The organism is Bacillus cereus group sp. MYBKT111-2 (assembly GCF_051915205.1).
In the GTDB taxonomy this organism is placed as follows: Bacteria; Bacillota; Bacilli; order Bacillales; family Bacillaceae_G; genus Bacillus_A; species Bacillus_A paranthracis.
Genome location: NZ_JBQAEG010000002.1, coordinates 1 through 21,207 on the forward strand (window position 1 = coordinate 1; position 21,207 = coordinate 21,207).

A 21,207-nucleotide genomic window follows, 5' to 3' on the forward strand; every position below is an offset into this window, starting at 1 on the left:
TAAGGCGAAGTTCTATTTAGAAAAAGTAGGTTTAAAAGAACATATGCATAAAACACCGGACGAGCTATCAGGTGGACAACAGCAGCGAGTCGCAATTGCAAGAGCGTTAGTAGGCGAACCAGAATTAATTTTGGCCGATGAGCCGACCGGAAATTTGGATAGGAAAACCGGAGAAGAAATTATGAATCTACTGTTACAACTGAATGAAGAAGGACGAACAATTATTATTGTAACGCATGATATGGAAGTAGCGAATAAGTGTAATAGAATTATTGAGTTAGTTGATGGGGAAGTTGTGCGGAGTTAGTAATTTAACAATTATATCCAATTTAAGAATCCATATTGATTAATTTTTCAAGACGGATTCTTTTTATTTGTAGGATTAAAGTAAAATAAAAAATCCCCCCGTAACTTTTTATGATAGAAAATCGTTTAACAAAAGAAAGGATTTTTAATGATGAATGGGGGAGAACCATGAAATTTCTAATACTAGGTGGTACACGATTTTTAGGCAGAGCATTTGTAGAAGAGGCTTTGAACAGAGGGCATGAAGTTACATTATTTAACCGCGGAACAAACAAAGAAATCTTTCCTGAAGTGGAGCAGCTTATCGGTGACAGAAATGGTGATGTATCAAGTTTAGAAAATCGTAAATGGGACGTTGTCATAGATACATGTGGATTTTCTCCACATCACATAAGAAATGTTGGAGAAGTACTTAAAGATAATATTGAACACTATATATTCATCTCAAGCCTTTCCGTATATAAAGATTGGATTCCGCATCATATAAAAGAAGACTATATATTACAACCTGAACCAACGAAAGAGCAAATAAAGGCTGTAGAGAATGGTGAAATATCTCCTTATGAGCATTATGGTGCGCTAAAAGTATTATGCGAAAAAGAAGCAGAGAAGTATTGGCCGGGGCGTGTTTTACACGTAAGAGCAGGACTTCTATCAGGAATGTTTGATTATACAGATCGACTTCCATACTGGATTCAGCGTGTAGCAAAAGGAGGTAAAGTGTTAGTTCCAGGAAGAAAAGACCGTCCAGTGCAGATAGTTGATATAAAAGATGTTGCATACTTTGGACTCAACATGGCAGAAAAAAATAAAGCAGGTATATTCAATGTAACAGGTCCGAATGATGAATTGACGATGGAAGAGCTATTAAATACGTGTAAAAAGGTTACGAATAGTGATGCTGAATTTGTTTGGGTAGACGAATCGTTTATGAGTGAACATAATGTGCAGCCGTGGACAGAAATGCCTTTATGGATTCCAGAAACTTTTCCGTTAGAAGGGGAAACGAAGCCGTGGAAAGGCGGGTTTTCTATTAGTGTTGAGAATACTGTGAAAGAAGGGCTTACTTTTAGAAGAATAGAAGAGACAGTTACAGACGTGTATGAGTGGATGAAGAGCACAGACGAATGGGAATTAAAAGCAGGTATTTCAAGGGAAAGAGAAAAAATGTTATTGGATAAGTGGTATGAAATAAAGAGAGTTTAAATACGAATCTTGTGAAAAAAGGACTCTGTTTATTGATTAAACAGAGTCCTAATATGAATCTACCACTCAATCGGTTCTTCTCCGTACATCTCCCATAGTTTAGGAAACATCTTTTTTAAACCTTCTTCATCGTCTTCATCCCAGTCAAATTCAAAATCAACATCGTCGAATTCTTCGTTAGATAAGACATGGTAAAGTGTAAAGTAAGTATCATCATGTTTTTCTAGTGTGCAATGTGATTGTAACATATGTATATACACTTGTAATGATGAAAAATGAGAGTTTGGAAAATTCGAAAATGATTGAATGAAGTGAATAAATTTAGTAACCTTATTTGTACAGTAATTACATAATTGTTTTGTGATAATTTGATATTTATATAAAGGGGCGTTACGGATGGATCTTACGTTTAAATTAGAGGAAACATGTTTTAATTACCGAGTCGGAGCAATTTGTAAACATGATAATAAAATACTTATTCTTCAAAACAAAGGGGAAGATTATTGGTACGTACCCGGCGGTAGAGTGAAAATGCTAGAGAATAGTGAAGATGCGTTAAAACGAGAGCTTGCTGAAGAGTTAGTGGTTTCTATTGAGATAAAGAGATTATTATGGTCAGTAGAAAATTTCTTTACGCTTTCTGAGCGAAAGTTTCATGAAATTAGTTTTTATTATGAAGTAGAGCTACATGAGTTACCTGCGAATGGAGCGGATCAATATATTTTGGAAGAAGAGGGTAGAACGTATTTGTTTAGATGGGTGTCAGTAGAAGAACTGCATACATATAACTTACAGCCTGCATTTATAAAAGAGAAAGTAAAGGATATAGCAGTACATACAGAACATATCGTTTTACAAAAATAAACGTATTCGGAGGGAAAAAGGGTGAAGGGGACTAAAAAAGAGGTACATATAAATGACAAAGTAATTCGTTACACACATATCGAAAAAGGTTCTAGTACGGTTTGCTTTATGTTCTCAGGTTCAGGATATAATTACGATAAGCCGTTATTTTATTACGCGACGATGCTTATGCTTGAACATAAAATTGATGTTGTACATATTCATTACTCTTACGATGAACAGGTAATGAATAAACCAATAGAAGAACTAACGAAAGTAATGATGGATGATATTAATCCCGTAATAAATGAAGTGTTGAAAAATGAACAATACAGCAAATCGATGTTTTTAGGGAAGTCACTCGGAACAATTCCGATTGCAAATGATTTAATGAAGAGAGAAGAATTCACGCAGTCAAAAATGATAGTGCTTACACCTTTACTAACTTTTGAATCTATTTTTGATTCTATTTTACATAGTAGTCACGAAGGGCTTTTAGTTATTGGGGATAAAGATCATCAATATAATGCAGATCAAGTTAAGCAGTTATATAAAACGAATTTAACGATTGATGTTATCAAAAATGCAAATCATTCTGTAAATGTTGGGGAATTTGAAACAGAGAATTCAATTGAAGCGATAGCGAAAATAATAGAAAAACTTAAAGAAATTGTTAGGGAAAACTAACTTATCAATACATGCAAAAAGAGGTGCGAATTGCACCTCTTTTACTTTAATAAGCCTTCAACACATGAAGCAAATAATCTTTCCGGTTCAGCGGATTATAATCAACACGTTTTCGAGTAGGGAAGGGAGCCAAAATCTTTGTGAAACCAGCTGGCTTCGTTGTAAATATGCCTTCTCCTTCTGTAAAGGAATGGAGCATGCGTTTAAAATTCTCTGTTTTTGCAACAGGTAATGAACCTGTTAATTGATAAGAATCATTATTGAATATAGGCTCTGCAAAAGTTGCTGGAATGGCAGCGAGCTTATACATTGCGGTACTAATTGCCTGCTCCGGTACAGTTAATTCAAACTTATTTACTGGTTCATATACATATGTTTCAGCTTGCTTTAAAGCATCCATTAAAACGAGTGGCGTTACGTTTCTAAAGTCACTCGCTGTTGTAACAGGACTAGCATAACCTGTATGCGTTAACGTGACAGAAATGTCCGTAACTTCCCAACCGTATAAACCTTGTTTTAACGTTTGAAATACAGTATCTTCAATCGCTTTATGAAATGCTAAAGGTAGTGAGCCAAGTTCAACGCCTAATTTATATGTTATGCCAGAATTAAGTTCACCACGTTCGACTTTGAATCCAACTGTTGCGTAAAATGGATTCGTTTTTTCGCCCATTACTTCAACGGAAATCCCAATGCCAATTGGCTTCTCAATACATACAACTCGCGTATTTGAAAAAGTAACCTGCAAATTATATTTCTCAAAAAGAGTCGTTTCAATTACTTCTTTTTGTACTTGACCGAAAAGGCGAATGTATAGTTCATTATGAACATCATCTTTCCAAACTTTAATGAGTGAATCTTCTTCACATAGTTCCATAAGAGCAGCGTATAAATCATGAATTCGTTCTTTAGGTACTGCATCGATGGCAGCTTCCATTTGTGGTTCGGCAAAGTGAATATCTTTTATATAATCAGTCCGTGCACCGATAATATCACCAATTTTAATATCACTTAGTCCCCACACTTTGCAAAATTCTCCGCTAGGAACGGTAGAAGTTTGAACAGCATCTCCATTATGAAACATGCACATTTTTTTAATCTTTTCCTTATGTGGTAGAGACTGATCGCGCTGTATATCAACATATTTTCTAACGTGTAAGTTACCAGAAAAAACTCTTACATATGCAATCTTTTCTCCAGAAGGTTCACGTTCAATTTTAAAAACAATACCGGACAATTTTTCGTCTTGAGACAGATTATTAGCTGGAAGTAAGGTTGAAATATTTTCAAGTAGTTCAGATACTCCTATACCCGTCATTGCGGAACCGAAGAAAATCGGATACACATTTGCTTGCGCTATTTGTTTAATGAGTTCTTCTCTTAACATTGTGTCCGTTACGATTTCGTTATTTACATATGACTCAAGTAACGATTCATTATATGGTGCTAATCGTTCTATACAATCATCATATGATTTATATTCAATAATACGAGCTTCCTTTGTTCCTTCGTTTAGGACAGAGTAAAAGGGGAATGCTTCATTTGAAAGAATCGTTTTTATTTGCTTTACAACTTTTTCACTATTTGCACCACGACGATCAATTTTATTTACAAATAAAATAGTCGGTATGTTTAGTTTCTGTAACGTTCGCATTAAAATCTTCGTTTGTGCTTGCACACCTTCAACGGCAGAAATAACTAAAATCGCACCGTCTAAAACACGGAATGATCGCTCCACTTCAGCGATAAAATCAGCGTGTCCCGGTGTATCGATGACATTTACTTTTAAGTCATCAATAAAGAAAGAAACGACGGATGCTTTAATCGTAATTCCGCGCTGCCTTTCTAATTCCATTGAGTCTGTTTGCGTACTTCCGCCATCAACTCGGCCAATTTCTTTAATCACATTCGTTTCATAAAGAATACGTTCAGTCAAACTCGTCTTGCCAGCGTCTACATGCGCGACAATCCCTATATTTATTGTTGTCATATATCAATATCCTCATTTCATTTTCCATTTTCATTTCCTCATTTCTATTTGTGTATTGCCGCATTACAATCACTCTCCAGTCATTTAAATTATTACTATTATAATGTAATTTACATTTTTTGTAACGCTACAAAGCGCCTTAATTTGGAAAAAATAAAATGAAAACAAAATGCTTGCATTCTTAATCGATATAGATTATATTAATTGACGTATCAACTATTGATATATCAAATGTTTTTTAATTGGATGTAAAGGAGGGGTAATTTGACAAGTTCATGCTCAAAAGAAGCGATTATTTTATATAAATTACACTTTCTAAACAAGGAAGTAAGTTCGAAGTTTGAAGGGTGTACGGGTATGAGCCAATCTCGTTTAGAGCTTATACTTCAGTTATATGAAGTAGGTGAAATTAGTCAAAAAGCACTTCAGCAAGAAGTGAATATTGATAATGCGGCGATTACGAGGCATTTAAAGCAGCTTGAGGCTAATGAAATGATTGTAAGACGTAAAAATCCAGATGATAACAGAATTACGTTAGTTTCTCTAACTGAAGAGGGACGAAATAAAATTCAAGCGTTTCAAGAGGAAAAAGAACGTTTTGCAGCATCGGCATTTAAAGGATTAAGTGAAGAAGAACGCGATAATCTTTTAAATATGTTAAATCACATTCAAGAAAATATAAAAGAATTATAAAAAAGGGAGAATACAACTATGACTAACTCAGTAAAAACAAATGATTTTAACGAAATTTTAACAGGACGTCGTTCCATTCGTAAGTACGATCCTTCAGTGAAAATTAGTAAAGAAGAAATGACAGAAATTCTTACAGAAGCAACACTTGCGCCATCTTCAGTAAACATGCAACCATGGAGATTCGTAGTGATTGAAAGTGACGAAGCGAAAGCAACACTTGCACCACTTGCGAAATTTAATCAATCTCAAGTAGAAACTTCTTCAGCAATGATTGCTTTATTTGGTGATTTAAACAACTTTGATAACGCAGAAGAAATTTACGGTACAGCAGTAGAGCGCGGTTTCATGCCAGCAGAAGTAAAAGAAGACCAGATGAAAAAACTTTCAGCTTACTTCTCAATGGTTACACCAGAAGTAATGAAAGATACTGTACTTATTGACGGTGGTCTTGTAGCAATGCAATTTATGCTAGCAGCTCGTGCTCACGGTTATGATACTTGTCCAATTGGTGGTTTTGAAAAAGACCAAATCGCTGAAGCGTTCGGATTAGATAAAGAACGTTACGTACCAGTTATGTTAATTTCAATCGGAAAAGCTGCTGATAGTGGTTACCAATCAGTACGTCTTCCAGTTGAAAAAGTTGCTGAGTGGAAGTAATTTCAAAAGAAATAAGTGAAATATGAGAGGGGAAACACCATGATTATTATTCACGCAACATTTCAAGTAGATCCAGCGAAACAACAAACATTTTTAGAAGAAGTTCAACCATTACTTCATGGTTCAAGAGAAGAAAGTGGAAATGTATCTTATGATCTTTATAAAGATGTAGAAAAAGAAAATGTGTATACGATGGTAGAAGTATGGAAAGATGAAGTAGCAGTTGCGAGTCATAATACGAGTGAACACTTCACATCTTTCGTTAGCAAAGTAAAACAGTTGTTAACTGCTCCTCTTGATATAAAAGCTTATAATGGAGAGTTAGTAAAATAATGAGAAAGATGACTTTAGCTTATAGTGCTAAGGTCATCTTTTTTATTTTGACAGGAATATATTTACTTTTATCGTAATGTGTTATAATTTGGAAAATAATAATTCTTAATTTTCAGAACAAAAGAAAATGAGGGGATAAATAGATGAACACATTAAAGAAAATCACTAATAATATTTCGAAAGTTATTATAGGAAAAGATGAATCCATAGAACTTGCAGCCATTGCTCTAATAGCAAAAGGACATATTTTATTAGAAGATGTACCGGGGACAGGAAAAACAACACTTGCGAAAAGTTTGGCTAAAAGCGTGGACGCAAAATTTCAAAGAATACAATTTACAGCGGATACTTTGCCCGGAGATGTTATTGGTCTTGAATATTTTAATGTGAAGGAATCGGATTTTAAAACGAGGTTAGGTCCTATTTTTGCAAATATAGTATTAGTGGATGAAATTAATCGGGCTGTACCGAGAACGCAATCTTCATTACTGGAAGTTATGGAAGAGCGTACTGTTACGATTGCGAAACAGACACATTCATTACCAGAACCTTTTTTAGTAATTGCAACGCAAAATCCTCTTGAATCTGCGGGTACATTTCCTTTACCTGATGCTCAATTAGACCGATTTTTACTTACGATTCGCCAAGGTTATCCTACGAGAGAAGCTGAAAAGGAAATGATGAATCGGTTTCAAACGAATGATCCGTTAGAAACATTACACTCTATTATTTCAAGTGAAGAAATTATTATGATGCAAAAACGTGCAAGAGAAGTGTTAGTAGGAAATGATGTGCAAGATTATCTTCTTGAAATTATTGAAGCAACTCGTAAGCATGAGCTAATTGAAATTGGTGTAAGCCCGCGGGGAACGTTGGCATTTATGAGAGCGATTCAAGCACGGGCAATATTAAATGAAAGAGATTACTGTACGCCAGATGATATAAAACAACTTGCTGCTTCCATATGTGCTCATCGTTTAACGTTAACGATTGAGGGAGAGATGAAAACGACGAAAGAACAAATTATGAAAGAAATTCTTCATACGATTAATGTGCCAGTGGAGAATGTACGATGAATCAACAACTTGTGTATACACCTTTAGCGGAGCCTTTCGTAATAGGAGTTATGTCAGTTGCAGCCGTTATTTTAAGTGTATTTTCAAGTAATCTACTCATATTATCTCTCGTATTTTTATATGTAATTTTAATAGGTGCTATGTATGTATATATACGTAAAGTATCTCGTGTTCAATGGGAATACAGTCAAGGGAATTCGAACGTTTTTATAGGTGAAACGAACAGATGCAAAATAAAAATTTCAAACAAATCAATTTTTCCTATTTTTAATGTTGTATTTCGATTTAAATGTGAAAATAAGCTAACTTGGAATCATGATGAAATAAACAAAAATCATAGTACAGGTTCAAATTATTATATGAATTTTAATTTAAAAGGAAGGGAGTCAGTTTCATTTGATTTGCAAGTTGTAGCGTTAAAAAGAGGCATCACGAAATGGGAAGAAGTTGAAATTGTGATTACCGATCTCTTTGGATTTATAACGAACCATATCACATATAAACAAGTTGATACGCCCTCTTATTTAGTCTTACCAGCTGTTCCGAAAATACAAGTTCCGGAATTACAAGAATGGTCACGAGGATTTCGAAAAGCGATGTCTTCACCCTTATATGATGAAACGAAAGTAATGGGAGTAAAGTCTTATGAAAATGAAGATTTTCGTTCCATCCACTGGAGTGCAACGGCGAAAACGGGGACGATAACTGCGAAAAAGTATGAGCGAACGCAATCAGATAAATACGCGATTTATCTCAACTTGCAAAATAAAAGTGGTGTTTCTTTGCGAAATGATACAGAGGAACTAATCGAATTAACGGCGGGTATATGTAAACAATTGCTCATGCAAAACTGTTCATTTGAAGTATGGATCAATAGTGTAAAAGATAACGGTTTGCTACATATAAAAAATGGGGATAATCGGAAACACTTGCAAAATGTATTAAGGGTACTTGCCTCGATATCAGACCAAGATACGCCTGTATCTTCTTCTTATTTTTACACAGCAGGCTTTCGTCGAAAGGAACTGGATGCGGTTCCTTTAATTATTGGTACTTCACCAAAGAAATACAGTAGAACGAATAAATGGATTGTAATGAAAGAATAAGAAGGGGCTTATGTCATGGCGAATAAAAAGCGACATATGAAAGTGAAATTATGGGGTGTAAGAACTTTAATCATACTTTTCTTTGCGATTAGTGCGATAACGTTATCACAAGGTGTTGTGTATGTACAAGACATAGTAAAAGGGCTTTTTTCTAGTAAGACGGAGATAATATCAGAAAGAAATTATGATTTTACTAGTGTAGACGCACAGTTTGATGAATCTGAAAGAATTATAGATGAAGAAACAGGAGTTGTAGATACAAGAACGAAAATAGATAGGGAAATTCCACTTTTTGTACGAAAAAATTCATGGACTGATGTGTTTTCTGTTCTTTCAAATTCATGGATTAGTGTCATTTTTTATGTAATTATTGCAGTGGTCATTTTATATGCTGTTTATAAATTAATGAGGAAAAAGGTAACGAAATCAGAAATAGAACAGGATAAACAATCGATAACAAAAGAAAATACGGATAGAACCGAAAAGAACAAGAAAGTGATGCATCAGTTTGAACAGCCGTTACCTAAAGATACGATAAGGAAAACATTAGTTGAATGGGAAAGAACTTTACCATTTCACGAACAGAGAAGGTCCTATGAAACGATGCAACAATGGTTAAGCAGAATTTGTAGAACGAGGGATATTATTCCGATATATGAGTCTGTCCGATATGGAGAAAAGACGTATACGGAGTTAGATGTGGAAAAGACTGTGCAATGGATAGAGCGAGACGGGAAGGTTTGAAGTTAATATAAGTAAATAAAATTAACTGTAAATTAATTTTATTTACTTATATTTAATTACGTGGTAATGTATACTTACTTTTTTATATCGCTACCAATGGAAAAAGGTTACTTTAGTAGAGTATTGCTCGTTACATTTTTTGTGAGGCTATCTTCATTTCATCAATATAGAATGAAAAACAGATGAAATAATTACGAGTAGCATATAAATAAAAAATTATTATTTATGTTTAAATTTTTGTAAGGGTGTGAAAATAGAATGAAACCGGTATTGAAAAACATACTCCTTTCCTTTATTTTTTCTGCAGCAGGGATGTGTTGGTTTCTGTTTATATTAGTTAGAGGAGGCGGAGACTGGTTATTGTCTTGGGTAGGTGTATTAATGGCATTTTTATCTTTATACGTGTTAATAGATTTATATTGTAAGTATACATACGATAAAAAATTAAGTAAATTGTTTATTAAAGCAACAGTTACTACTTTTAGTTTTGCAGTATTGGGAATCACCTTTGGTATTGTACACGAGCTATTGCAGCCATGGAGTCTCAGTCTAATGGTTTGGTATTGGTTGTTAGTATTACTTTTATTTGTAATGACGATAATATTATTAGTGATTTTAGTATTTGTTAATCGTAAAAATCACCATATTCCTAGGAGATATAGAATACTTATACTGCTAAATTTATTTCTTACGTTAGGACCAGTATTATGGCCACTATTACTTTCTATTATCGGAAATGGTATGAACGCTAGTGCAGGATGGTAAAGGTGAATATAGATTAGTTGTTTAAATAAAAGAGAACGTGTTTACATAAAAAATGAAAACACGTTCTTTTTTATTCATTTTAATACGAACACAATGAAACATCTTAAAATAATTAAGATAAGGTGAAATAAAAACGGGGGAGGTTAAGGGACTTTCCTTATTTTTTATGCCCTTTTTATTTTCATACATAATTCTTTCTCAGCAGATTGTATCAAACTTTAAACGTAAGTATTTTGTAAGGAATGGATAAGAAAAAAGAGAGTTTTATCATATAGGATAAAAGTATATTTCGAATCAAAATGATATGAATAGGGGAGAGAGAATCTTATGAAAAAACGTAATCCAATGAAGTTAGCAAGTTTGGCAGTTTTATTAGCGGGTACCACTGTATTCACACCAGGTTTTACTGTAAAAGCAGAGTCTACTCAAAATATTTCTAATTCGTCAGAAGCACATGACCAAAAGAATCGGAATGGTTGGAAAAGGGTCATGCAGGAAACAATTCAAATTGGAACGCCAGGGGTATTAGCTAAGACGTCTAATAAAGGGAAAATTAGTAGTTATACTGCTGGCGTAGCAGATTTAAGCACAAAGAAACCGGTGAAATCAGATTATCGCTTTCGAATTGGTAGTGTGACGAAAACTTTTACCGCCACGACGGTTCTTCAATTAGTTGGAGAAAATCGCGTACAACTTGACGATTCAATTGAGAAGTGGTTACCGGGTCTCGTTCAAGGAAATGGGTATGATGGCAATCAAATTACGATACGCCAACTTTTGAATCATACAAGTGGTATCGCTGAATACTTAAAGTCAAAAGATGCTGACATAATGAATTCGAAAAAAACGTATACAGCTGAAGAAATAGTGAAAATAGGTCTTTCTCTACCTCCAGATTTCTCGCCGGGTAAAGACTGGTTGTATTCAAACACAGGATACGTAATACTAGGAATGCTTATTGAAAAAATAACTGGTAATAGTTATGCGGAAGAAATTGAAAAGCGAATTATTGAACCTCTGGACTTGCCAAATACGTTTTTACCAGGAAATTCACCCGTCATCCCAGGAAAGAATCATGCTCGTGGATATGTGAAAATGGACGAAGCAGGCGAGTTGAAAGACATTACGTATTATAATCCGAGTTTAGCTAATGCAGCTGGAGATATGATTTCTAATGCGGATGATTTAAACAAGTTCTTTTCATCTTTACTCGGTGGTAAGTTACTGAAGGAACGCGAGTTAAAAGAAATGCTTACTACAGTTCCTATAGAAGGAAAAGGGGTTGGTGATGGATATGGTCTTGGAATCTATGAGACTAAACTTCCAAATGGTGTCTCAATTTGGGGGCACGGAGGATCAATTCCTGGGTTTATGACTTTTGCTGGTGGAGTAATTGGAGGCAAGCATACATTTGCTGTCAATGCTAATTCTTTAGGTCCGGTTGATATTCTTACACAGTTTAATAAAATGATGCAAGTTGAATTTAATAAATAGATGAAAAGAAAGTGAATGGGAATTAACTATAGTTGGATCATATAGGGAGCTATTAACGAGGCGGAATATTTCGGTATTAATTGCTAGTGTTCGTATGATTTTAAACGACCATAATATCATTAGTTCGTCTCATATTTGTTAATCGTAAAAATCTTAATTTTACCGGAGGATATAGTATACTCATACTTCTAAATATATTGCTTACGTAAGAACCAGTATTATGGCCGCTATTTATTTAAATGGTAAGAATGCAAGTGCAGATTGGTAAAGTGAATATAAGTTATAAAATATTTGAAAGAACGTGTTTATTAATAAACACGTTCTTTTTTGATATAAATAAGAATTTAATTTCAATCGTTCTGAATGACTTTCACAACTTTTGCAGGTACTCCGGCAACGACAGTATTTTCAGGCACATCTTTCGAAACAACTGCACCTGCAGCAACAACTGAATTGTTTCCTATAGTCACACCAGGTAGTATGGTTGCACTAGAACCGATCCATATATTTTCACCAATTGTAACAGGGGAGGCGTATGTTGTGTTTCTAGTTTCTAAAGTTAGTCCGTGATTAAGTGTGGCAATTGTCACATTCATACCGATCATACAATTATCTCCTATATGAATTCCACCTCTATCTTGAAAGGAACATCCGGTATTAAAAAATACGTTTTTTCCAATCGTAATATTTTTACCGAAGTCTGTATGAAACGGCGGAAAGCACATAAAAGATGAATCAATGTTGTTACCTGTCAATTCACTAAAAAGCGCTACAATTTCTTCCTTAGGATGATGGGATGTATTTAATTTCATTGTTATCTTCTGAGCTTCATAACTACATTGAACTAGTAAATCATGTAAGTCTTTATCCTCGCCGGAAATCGGATTGCCTGCCTTACAAAAACTTATAAAATCTTTCATATCCATTATATTACTCCTCCTCTAATGAATTAATCTTTTCAATGCAATCATAAAATGATACGATTCCGATATCAAATACCTATATTAAATACATTCATATGCTTATTAGCTATATGAAAAAGGAGACTTTTGTGGAAATTCGAGTGTTACGTTATTTTATTGCTGTAGCAAATGAAGAGAGTATTTCAGCAGCTGCAAAACAATTACATTTGTCGCAGCCTACATTATCAAGGCAACTGAAAGATTTAGAAATGGAATTAGGTACAGATTTATTTATAAGGGGAAATAGAAAAATCTCATTGACAGAAGAGGGGAAATACTTATTTAAGAAGGCGAAGGAAATTGTTGATTTAGCAGACAAAACGGAAGCGAACTTAAAAGATTCAAAAGAAATGATAAGCGGGGAAGTTTATATTGGTGCTGGTGAAACGGAAGCGATGCATCTTATTGCAAAAACATTAAAAGTATTAATAAAAGACTATCCAAGTATTCGATTTCATTTGTACAGTGGAAATGCTGATGACATTAAGAATAAATTAGATAGTGGATTATTAGATTTTGGTGTCGTTATAGAGCCAACAGATAAGCAAAAATATGAATATTTACAATTGCCAGCAAAAGACACTTGGGGGGTATTAATGTGTAAAGATAGTCCTTTAGCTGATAAACAAGTTATTAGCCCAGTGGATTTAATAGATAAACCACTATTCATTTCACGACAAGCTACTGTTAGTAATGAATTAACAGGATGGTTTGGACAAAATATAGATAATTTAAATATCATCGCAACCTATAATTTGCTTTATAACGCAGCACTTATGGTTGAAAAAGGTATTGGATATGCATTATGTATAGATAAAATAATCAACACGTCAGGAAACAGCAAACTTTGCTTTAAACCATTACAACCTAAATTAGAAGCAAACTTAAATATTATTTGGAAAAAGAATCAAGTATTTTCAAATGCAGCTCATGCATTTATCAATCAGCTCCGAAATAGTATGAACTAATCATAATGTAAAATGCAAAACGTGCCATCGTAATAAGGTGACACGTTTTTGCCCTTACGAAATATTCAATATCCTTTCAAAGGTTCCAGTAAAACAACTTCACAGAAATGTTTATGTTCAAATGGGGAAGAAGTGAATAATAAAATGATGTAGATTCTGAAAATTGTAATTTTTATGATTGTTAAATATAATAGGGGTACATATCGAGTGGTCTTGAATGAAAAATAGTTTAGTTTATTAATTGTTTTTCATCTTAAATAATATAGCATTGGAGTTGAATACAGTGGAACAAAAGTATTTCAGATGGAGTAACGAGCAATTACGAGAACATGTTGAAATAATAGACGGTACAAGAAGTCCACACAAATTATTAAAGAATGCAACATACTTAAATTCCTATATACGTGAATGGATGCAAGCAAATATTTGGATCTATGATGACCGTATTATATATGTAGGTGAAAAACTACCAGAGCAACTACATGAATGTGAAGTCATTGATTGTGATGGAAAGTATGTCGTTCCTAGTTACATAGAACCGCATGCACATCCATATCAATTATATAATCCAGAGACGTTAGCGAATCATGCGATGCAATCCGGGACAACAACTTTTATTAATGATAATTTAACTCTATTTTTCACATTAAAGCGTGAGGAATCATTTCATTTATTAGATAAATTTAAAAAGCTTCCAGCTAGTATGTATTGGTGGTGCCGTTTTGATGGACAAACTGAATTGCAAAATGGGCAATCTTTATTTAATAGTGAAGAAATAATAGAATGGCTACAGCATGAAGCAGTTCTTCAAGGAGGAGAGCTAACAGCATGGCCAAAATTATTACATGGCGATGATGAAATGCTAACTTGGGTGCAGGAAACGAAACGATTACATAAAAAAGTGGAAGGACATTTTCCAGGTGCATCTGAAGCAACGTTAGTAAAATTAAAACTGTTAGGTACAGACTGTGATCATGAAGCAATGACGGGTCAAGAAGCGTTAACTCGTCTTATGCAAGGTTACACTGTTTCTCTTAGAAACTCTTCCATCCGACCAGATTTAGAAGTTTTATTAAAAGAATTACTGGAATTAGGTGTGAAGCAATTTGATAGATTCTTTTTCACAACAGATGGTTCTCATCCGTCCTTTTATGAAAACGGAATGACGAATGTAATGATTACTACTGCTATAAAGCAAGGTGTTCCAGTAATAGATGCGTATCATATGGCAAGTTATAATATTGCTCGTTATTATAATATGGAGCATATACATGGTTCAATCGCGACAGGTAGAATTGCTAATATCAATATTTTAGAAAGTAAAGAAAACCCAGTACCAGCCAGCGTTATTGCAAAGGGGAAATGGGTGAAGCGTGACGGTGTAAATACGCATGAAGGATTACATATAGACTGGGGTAAATGTAAAGTAACTCCATTATCATTAGATTGGTCCATAGAAAAAGAGGATATGATTTTCTCTAATAAAACGGGTATACACTTATTAAATAACGTTATTACAAAACCATATATTAGCGAAATCAACATAGAATGTGATGAATTGTCAACAGATCATGATGAATGTTTCCTTATGATGATTGCTCGTAATGGCAGTTGGCGAGTAAATACAGTTGTGAAAGGTTTTGCGAAAGAACTAGGTGGGATTGCTAGCTCTTATTCTGGTACGGGTGACATCATTCTTATTGGAAAGAGTAAAGGAGATATGCTTACAGCTTTTCATAGGATAAAAGAGCTTGGCGGGGGAATGGTAATAGCTGAAAAGAATGAAGTATTACACGAAATAGCATTGCCATTGCTCGGGATTATGTCTAATTTAAAAATGAGTGAATTAATACAGGAAGAGAAACAGATGGTGAAATTACTACAAGAGCGTGGCTACGCGTATGATGATCCAGCATTTACAATTTTATTCTTTTCTGCGACGCACTTGCCTTTTATACGGGTAACACCTATAGGGCTATATGATGTGAAAAGTGGAAAGGTAGTTGCTTCGCCGGTGAATTTGATAAAGTAATATTAGACGGAAAGATCCTATAAAAGATTTATTTTATAGGATCTTTCTCATTTCCAGCATAAGAATATTGTAAGCCTCAAATGATACAGTATATAAATCATTTGAGGTGATATGTAAATATGAAAAAAACATTATACATTTTAAGCGTATTTATGTTGTGTGTATCAATACAACACGTTGTACATTCCCAATCAGATGCACCAAGGTTATCTTCGGATTGTCTTGAAGAAAGGAAAATTCGAGATGAAAAGTATGTGAAGAATATAATACAGGACATTAAATCCACATTTAATTTAAATATTGATGAGCATAGTTTTTGGGAAGTAAGTAAAAGAGATCTGGAGGCTGCCCATTTGATGTATGGTGGAAAAGAAAATGATTCTTATTATAATTCGCTAACTAAAATTTATGATAGTGGTGGATTTAGCGAGGAGCCTAGCTTATTTGTGAGAGCGCAAGAAGCATTTTTACTTTATAAAGAAAAAGATAATATTAATGTAATGAAACGCCTAAAACTAGACGTTGAAAAAGGGGAATGGCTCGTTATAAAAACGAAAAAGAAGAAAGGGAAAAAAGTGAAATTTAAGCCGTTACAATGTGAAAAAGATTATTTAAAAAAGAGAAATGAGTACCATAATCTAAAATGAAATAACGGGAATTTTGAAGGAGAAAAATTTCGTTAATACTTGTAATTTCGCCATAAAAAAACGTCATTTTAATGATTAAAAATGACGTTTTTTTATATTCTCAAAGCTTTTGCATCGCACTTTCAATCTTTTTCACCAAATCAGCAGATACGTTATGAAAATACCCTAAAACGACCTTTCTAATATCATCGGATATAACTTTCAAGTCACTAGCTAAGTTTTCTGCAAGATGTTCTTTTTCTATCGGTTTTAACTTCGTATAAAATTCACCAGCCTGCGTAAAGTCATCTTGTTTCGTTATTGAAGTTCTTTCAATTTTACCTTCAACGTATCTTCCGTCACCGCTCGTTATTTGATTAGCAGGTGTCCAATTTTGTTGCTTGTTAATCGTTAATTTCCGAAATTCGGGACCAATTCTTCTTCTTTGAGAATCACTATAAATGTTCGCACGTCCTTGCAACATTTTATCATCTGATAATTCAGCACCGTCAAGTAAATTAGAAGGGGAGAAAGCGATTTTTTCTACTTGTTCCATATAATTTTCAGGATTTTTATTTAATACCATTTTGCCTACCGGTATAAGAGGATACACCTTTTCATCCCATACTTTTGTATCATCTAGGGGGTCATAATAAAGATGCGCTTCATCTTTCGGGTCCATGAGCTGGACATATAAACCATATTCCACTGGTTTACCGTTTGCAATTGCATCATATAAATCTTTGCCGCTATAATCAGGGTTTTCGGCAGCCAGTTTATTTGCTTCCTCGCTAGTAATGAATTGTACACCTTCAAATGGGTACCAATGATACTTTACATACTTTCGATTGCCTTCTGCATTTCTCCAAACATATGTATTTACACTATGTCCTGGGATGTGGCGAAGGCTTTTGGCCGTACCATTATCAGAGTACAAACGGACAACGAAATGTATGGATTCAGGTGCTCTAGCGACAAAGCTCCAAAATCTATTAGGGTCTAATAAGTTATTTTTAGGTGAAGGTGACAACGCTTGAATGGTTTCAGGGAAACGCATTGGATCGCGTACAGAAAAGACAGGAATGTGATTACATAATAGATCGAAAATACCTTCTTTTGTATAAAATTTTGTAGAAAAACCGCGTACATTTCTAGAAGTATCAGGTGTTCCTTTCGTGCTAACAGCTAATGAAAATCGCACCATAACAGGAACTTTCTCATTAGAATGTTGTAGAAAACTTAGTTTAGTATGTTCAGACATTGGATAGATCGTTTGAAAATAACCGAATGCACCAAATCCTTTTACATGAACAGGTCTTTCTAAAATTTTTTCGTGAATAAATTGTTGTAATGCCTCGTGAAGCACACTATCTTGCTCTAAAACAGGTCCACGTGAACCAACTGTTTGAGAGTGAAGGATTGCTTGTTCATTACGTTCTCCATTTTCATTAAAGTCTTTCCCTAGTAAAGATTGCCTCTGTTTATCATGGTTTTCACCCATCAATATAGCCTCCAAATCTTTTTTGTTCATTGTTACTAAATATGATTTTATAGCCTTGATTATGTATAACACGCTAAGTTCAAACTAGTTACAGACCGCTAGATGAGAAAAACGCGTATGTAGTGGACCTGTTGAAATAGAAGAAATTATGGAAAAATGAATATCGGGAAGAACATTACTATTAAAATTTCAATCTTAAAAATGAATTTATACATGACTTTATAGAAAATGAACATAAATAAAACAGGGAAAATAACTAGGAGGAATGTAACATGTCGGATTGGTTTCAATTAGATAAAGAGTATATGATGTCAACGTACTGTCGTACAAAGCTTGCGATAGAAAGAGGAGCAGGTTGTAAACTGTATGATGTGGATGGTAAAGAGTATATAGACTTATTTTCTGGTGTCGGAGTAAATGTATTAGGATACAATCACCCGAAAATCGTACAAACAACAATGGATCAAGTTACGAAGTCGTTGCATTTACCGTTTCATTTTTTAAATCCAGTTGCGATTGAATATGCAAAGAAATTAGTTGATTGCTCTTTAAAAAACGGAAAGGTCTTTTTTACAAACTCAGGTACGGAAGCGACAGAAACGACGTTGAAATTAATTGATAAATATAGAGCTATTATGCATGAAGAACGTGAAGGAATTGTAGTGTTGAAGAATAGTTTCCACGGGCGTACGTTGGGGGCACTTCATTTTACGAGACAAGAAAGTGTATATCAAAATTTCCCGAAAACATCGATCCCAGTATATGAAGTTGAGCGCGAGAATATAGAGCAATTAGAAGAGACAATAATTCATGAAAATCCAATTGCAATTATGTTAGAACCTGTATTAGGAAGCGGGGGAATTTATCCATTATCGGGTGAATTTTTACATGGTGTTCAAAATTTATGTGAGAAATATAATGTATTACTTATCGTTGATGAAGTTCAAAGTGGTATGGGGAGAACAGGAAAACTATTTGCTTATCAAAATTTCAATATTACACCACATATTATTCAAATTGGTAAAGGAGCAGGAGGCGGGATACCACTTGGCGGAATTATTGTAGGTGAAAAGTTATGTGATGTATTTGCACCAGGAGATCACGGCACAACATTTGCTCATTCATCAATGGGAACGGCTTTAGGTTTAACTGTATTAAATACATTACTTGACGATGGTTTAATGCAAGAAGCATATGAAACGTCACTATATTTGAATGACAAACTACAAGACATTCAGAAAGAAAATTCTTATTATATTCAGGAAGTGCGTCATGCGGGGATGATGTTTGGGATAAGTGTGAATGACACGAATGAAAATGTGAAGAAATTACAGATTGAGTTAATGAGTAAAGGAATGTTGGTCGATGTAACACAAGGGAATATTATTCGATTACTTCCGCCGTATATTATTACGAAAGAGGAAATTGACGCATTCATTTATGAGTTTATTTCCTGTATTCATAACATAGCTGCTACAGCAAGTATTTAAAAAAAATATAAAAAAATATAAAAAGCTGAAGAAGTCGCTATTTTAGCGGCTTCTTCAGCTTTTTAAAATAGTAAATTACTTAACCTAGAGAGCATCTCATTGGACAAATAATTAATTATGTGAAACAATAATAACAGATAAGGAGACGTTAATTTTCCTTAAGTGCTTCGAATTAATTTTATTCAATAAGAGAAGGTGTGCTTAAAGAAGTTAAATTAAATAAGGAGCTGTTTTATTATATGCAACAAAATAATGATTTAAATTTTGAACCTCAAGACGTTAATATTGTTAATCCTAAACAAGCCAGGAAAGCAGTAGTTGCTACTGGTATAGGGAACGCAATGGAGTGGTTTGACTTCGGATTATACGCGTATTTAGCGGTAATTTTAAGTCAATTATTCTTCTCAGGTGTTGATAATAGTGGATTGCAACTTGTACTTACATTCGGTACATTTGCAGCGGCCTTCCTCGTTCGACCAATCGGAGGTGTATTCTTTGGTAGAATAGGAGATAAGTACGGCCGAAAAATCGTGTTAAGTACTACTATTATTTTAATGGCACTTTCTACATTATTCATCGCATTACTACCAACCTATGAACAAATTGGTGTATGGGCACCAATACTACTTTTAGTTGCCCGAATGATTCAAGGCTTCTCTACAGGCGGCGAATATTCAGGAGCAATGGTTTATATCGCAGAATCTTCTCCAGATAAAAAGCGTGGTATACTCGGTAGTGGTCTTGAAATTGGAACACTCTCAGGTTACATTGCTGCATCGGTAATTGTTACCATTTTGACGTTATTGTTAACAGATGAACAAATGCTCAGCTGGGGCTGGCGTATTCCTTTCTTAATAGCTGCACCAATTGGTTTGGTCGGTTTATACTTACGCCGTCATTTAGATGAATCTCCCATCTTTGAAGAGATGGAAAAAGCACAAGAGGAATCTGAAGACAATGAACAATTTTCATTTATGGATATTATGAAATATCACAAAAAAGACTTCTTATTAAGCACAGTAATTGTCGCCTTCTTTAATATTACAAATTATATGATTCTTTCGTATATTCCTTCTTATCTAACTCAAGTACTTAAAGTCGAAGAAACAACAGGCTTACTAATTATTTCTATTACGATGGCACTTATGATTCCACTAGCACTATATTTCGGTAAATTAAGTGATAAAATTGGTAATAAACGCGTCGTGCAAATTGGTTTACTTGGTTTAACTGTATTTGCAATTCCAGCATTTTTACTAATAGGTAACGGGCATATTGCAGCTATATTTGCAGGTATTTTCGTATTAGGTTTCTTCCTAAGTGTATATGAAGGAACATTACCTTCATTATTACCATCACTCTTTTTCACTGATGTACGTTATCGAGCACTTTCGATCTCATTTAATATTTCTGTATCAATATTCGGTGGAACAACACCGCTCGTATGTTCATACTTAGTTCATGCAACCGGTAACCCACTTGCACCGGCATTTTATTTAACAGGTGTAAGTATTATTGGATTAGTTGTATTTAGTGTACTATTCGTTACAACATCAGGACGTGCGCTAAAAGGTTCATATCCTACAGTAGAATCGAAAAAAGAAGCACACCAAATTGCTAAAGAAGATCCTGAAGAAACACTTTGGTGGCATGAAGAGTCATTAGAGATTGAAGCAGGAAAAAACGCCTCAATTTAAAAAGTAACGTAGAAGAATAAAAAGACTCCTA

General features: G+C 34.3%; 20 protein-coding genes and 2 pseudogenes. 18 read left to right on the forward strand and 4 right to left on the reverse strand.

Annotated elements, in window-relative coordinates; translation table 11 throughout:
- On the forward strand, positions 1-307 hold a 307-nt coding region (locus tag ACTFNE_RS05140), incomplete at its 5' end, for an ABC transporter ATP-binding protein (protein ID WP_439997964.1).
- A gap of 167 nt (positions 308-474) precedes the next feature.
- Entirely contained in the window at positions 475-1,512 is a 1,038-nt protein-coding gene (locus tag ACTFNE_RS05145; RefSeq protein WP_074533385.1) for an SDR family oxidoreductase, read from the forward strand.
- A gap of 59 nt (positions 1,513-1,571) precedes the next feature.
- On the opposite strand, the pseudogene ACTFNE_RS05150 reads toward ACTFNE_RS05145, so the two are convergent.
- Positions 1,572-1,730: pseudogene (locus tag ACTFNE_RS05150) on the reverse strand (DUF4240 domain-containing protein); the annotation flags it as partial.
- Positions 1,731-1,908: 178 nt separating this feature from the next.
- Between ACTFNE_RS05150 and ACTFNE_RS05155 the strand changes: the two are divergent.
- Together ACTFNE_RS05155 and ACTFNE_RS05160 are read left to right on the forward strand one after the other, a co-directional pair.
- A complete protein-coding gene (locus ACTFNE_RS05155; RefSeq protein WP_270705861.1) occupies positions 1,909-2,376 on the forward strand; it encodes an NUDIX hydrolase in 468 nt (155 codons plus the stop codon).
- Between the two features lie 21 nt (positions 2,377-2,397).
- Positions 2,398-3,042, forward strand: a complete 645-nt coding sequence (locus ACTFNE_RS05160) for an alpha/beta family hydrolase (protein WP_000679149.1) — start codon at positions 2,398-2,400, stop codon at positions 3,040-3,042.
- 46 nt (positions 3,043-3,088) lie between these two features.
- Here ACTFNE_RS05160 and ACTFNE_RS05165 read toward each other — a convergent pair whose 3' ends face one another.
- Positions 3,089-5,032, reverse strand: coding sequence for a GTP-binding protein (locus tag ACTFNE_RS05165; RefSeq protein ID WP_270705860.1), 1,944 nt, complete (start codon positions 5,030-5,032; stop codon positions 3,089-3,091).
- A gap of 264 nt (positions 5,033-5,296) precedes the next feature.
- Between ACTFNE_RS05165 and ACTFNE_RS05170 the strand changes: the two genes are divergently transcribed.
- The 9 genes and pseudogenes from ACTFNE_RS05170 to ACTFNE_RS05210 all read left to right on the forward strand — a co-directional run.
- Positions 5,297-5,725: a MarR family winged helix-turn-helix transcriptional regulator gene (locus ACTFNE_RS05170; protein WP_000204172.1), complete on the forward strand. Its 429-nt coding sequence runs from the start codon at positions 5,297-5,299 to the stop codon at positions 5,723-5,725.
- Positions 5,726-5,743: 18 nt separating this feature from the next.
- Entirely contained in the window at positions 5,744-6,382 is a 639-nt protein-coding gene (locus ACTFNE_RS05175; RefSeq protein WP_000185384.1) for a nitroreductase family protein, read from the forward strand.
- A 39-nt stretch (positions 6,383-6,421) separates the two neighbouring features.
- Positions 6,422-6,715 (forward strand): putative quinol monooxygenase, encoded by a 294-nt coding sequence (locus ACTFNE_RS05180; RefSeq protein WP_000583838.1) that lies wholly within the window; start codon positions 6,422-6,424, stop codon positions 6,713-6,715.
- A gap of 143 nt (positions 6,716-6,858) precedes the next feature.
- On the forward strand, positions 6,859-7,791 hold the full coding sequence (locus tag ACTFNE_RS05185) for an AAA family ATPase (RefSeq protein WP_046199294.1): 933 nt from the start codon (positions 6,859-6,861) through the stop codon (positions 7,789-7,791).
- The gene (locus tag ACTFNE_RS05190) at positions 7,788-8,897 is read left to right on the forward strand and encodes a DUF58 domain-containing protein (RefSeq protein WP_270705858.1); all 1,110 of its coding nucleotides are present in this window, start codon (positions 7,788-7,790) and stop codon (positions 8,895-8,897) included. The genes ACTFNE_RS05185 and ACTFNE_RS05190 overlap by 4 nt, the downstream gene beginning before the upstream one ends.
- 15 nt (positions 8,898-8,912) lie before the next feature.
- Entirely contained in the window at positions 8,913-9,641 is a 729-nt protein-coding gene (locus ACTFNE_RS05195) for a signal peptidase II (protein ID WP_220779256.1), read from the forward strand.
- 258 nt (positions 9,642-9,899) lie between these two features.
- Complete coding sequence (locus ACTFNE_RS05200; RefSeq protein ID WP_000805739.1) at positions 9,900-10,406, forward strand: DUF3902 family protein; 507 nt, start codon at positions 9,900-9,902, stop codon at positions 10,404-10,406.
- Positions 10,407-10,733: 327 nt separating this feature from the next.
- Positions 10,734-11,900, forward strand: a complete 1,167-nt coding sequence (locus ACTFNE_RS05205) for a serine hydrolase domain-containing protein (protein ID WP_270705857.1) — start codon at positions 10,734-10,736, stop codon at positions 11,898-11,900.
- A 104-nt stretch (positions 11,901-12,004) separates the two neighbouring features.
- Positions 12,005-12,106 (forward strand): annotated as a pseudogene (locus ACTFNE_RS05210) (DUF3902 family protein); the annotation flags it as partial.
- Positions 12,107-12,250: 144 nt separating this feature from the next.
- Here the strand turns inward: ACTFNE_RS05210 and ACTFNE_RS05215 are convergent.
- Positions 12,251-12,826: a sugar O-acetyltransferase gene (locus tag ACTFNE_RS05215; RefSeq protein ID WP_270705855.1), complete on the reverse strand. Its 576-nt coding sequence runs from the start codon at positions 12,824-12,826 to the stop codon at positions 12,251-12,253.
- Positions 12,827-12,951: 125 nt separating this feature from the next.
- Between ACTFNE_RS05215 and ACTFNE_RS05220 the strand changes: the two genes are divergently transcribed.
- The 3 genes from ACTFNE_RS05220 to ACTFNE_RS05230 all read left to right on the forward strand — a co-directional run bounded on the left by ACTFNE_RS05220 (position 12,952) and on the right by ACTFNE_RS05230 (position 16,509).
- Positions 12,952-13,830: a LysR family transcriptional regulator gene (locus tag ACTFNE_RS05220; protein ID WP_270705854.1), complete on the forward strand. Its 879-nt coding sequence runs from the start codon at positions 12,952-12,954 to the stop codon at positions 13,828-13,830.
- A 283-nt stretch (positions 13,831-14,113) separates the two neighbouring features.
- Positions 14,114-15,862 (forward strand): adenine deaminase C-terminal domain-containing protein, encoded by a 1,749-nt coding sequence (locus ACTFNE_RS05225; RefSeq protein ID WP_270705853.1) that lies wholly within the window; start codon positions 14,114-14,116, stop codon positions 15,860-15,862.
- Between the two features lie 119 nt (positions 15,863-15,981).
- A complete protein-coding gene (locus tag ACTFNE_RS05230; RefSeq protein WP_042514921.1) occupies positions 15,982-16,509 on the forward strand; it encodes a hypothetical protein in 528 nt (175 codons plus the stop codon).
- Between the two features lie 100 nt (positions 16,510-16,609).
- Here the strand turns inward: ACTFNE_RS05230 and ACTFNE_RS05235 are convergent, their stop codons facing one another.
- Positions 16,610-17,989 carry a catalase gene (locus tag ACTFNE_RS05235; protein WP_270705852.1) on the reverse strand — a complete coding sequence of 460 codons (1,380 nt, stop codon included), beginning with the start codon at positions 17,987-17,989 and terminating at the stop codon, positions 16,610-16,612.
- Between the two features lie 272 nt (positions 17,990-18,261).
- On the opposite strand from ACTFNE_RS05235, the gene ACTFNE_RS05240 reads away from it, so the two are divergent.
- A complete protein-coding gene (locus ACTFNE_RS05240; RefSeq protein ID WP_270705851.1) occupies positions 18,262-19,479 on the forward strand; it encodes an aspartate aminotransferase family protein in 1,218 nt (405 codons plus the stop codon).
- Positions 19,480-19,718: 239 nt separating this feature from the next.
- A complete protein-coding gene (locus ACTFNE_RS05245) occupies positions 19,719-21,176 on the forward strand; it encodes an MFS transporter (protein ID WP_001186942.1) in 1,458 nt (485 codons plus the stop codon).
- The last annotated feature ends 31 nt before the right edge of the window (positions 21,177-21,207 follow it).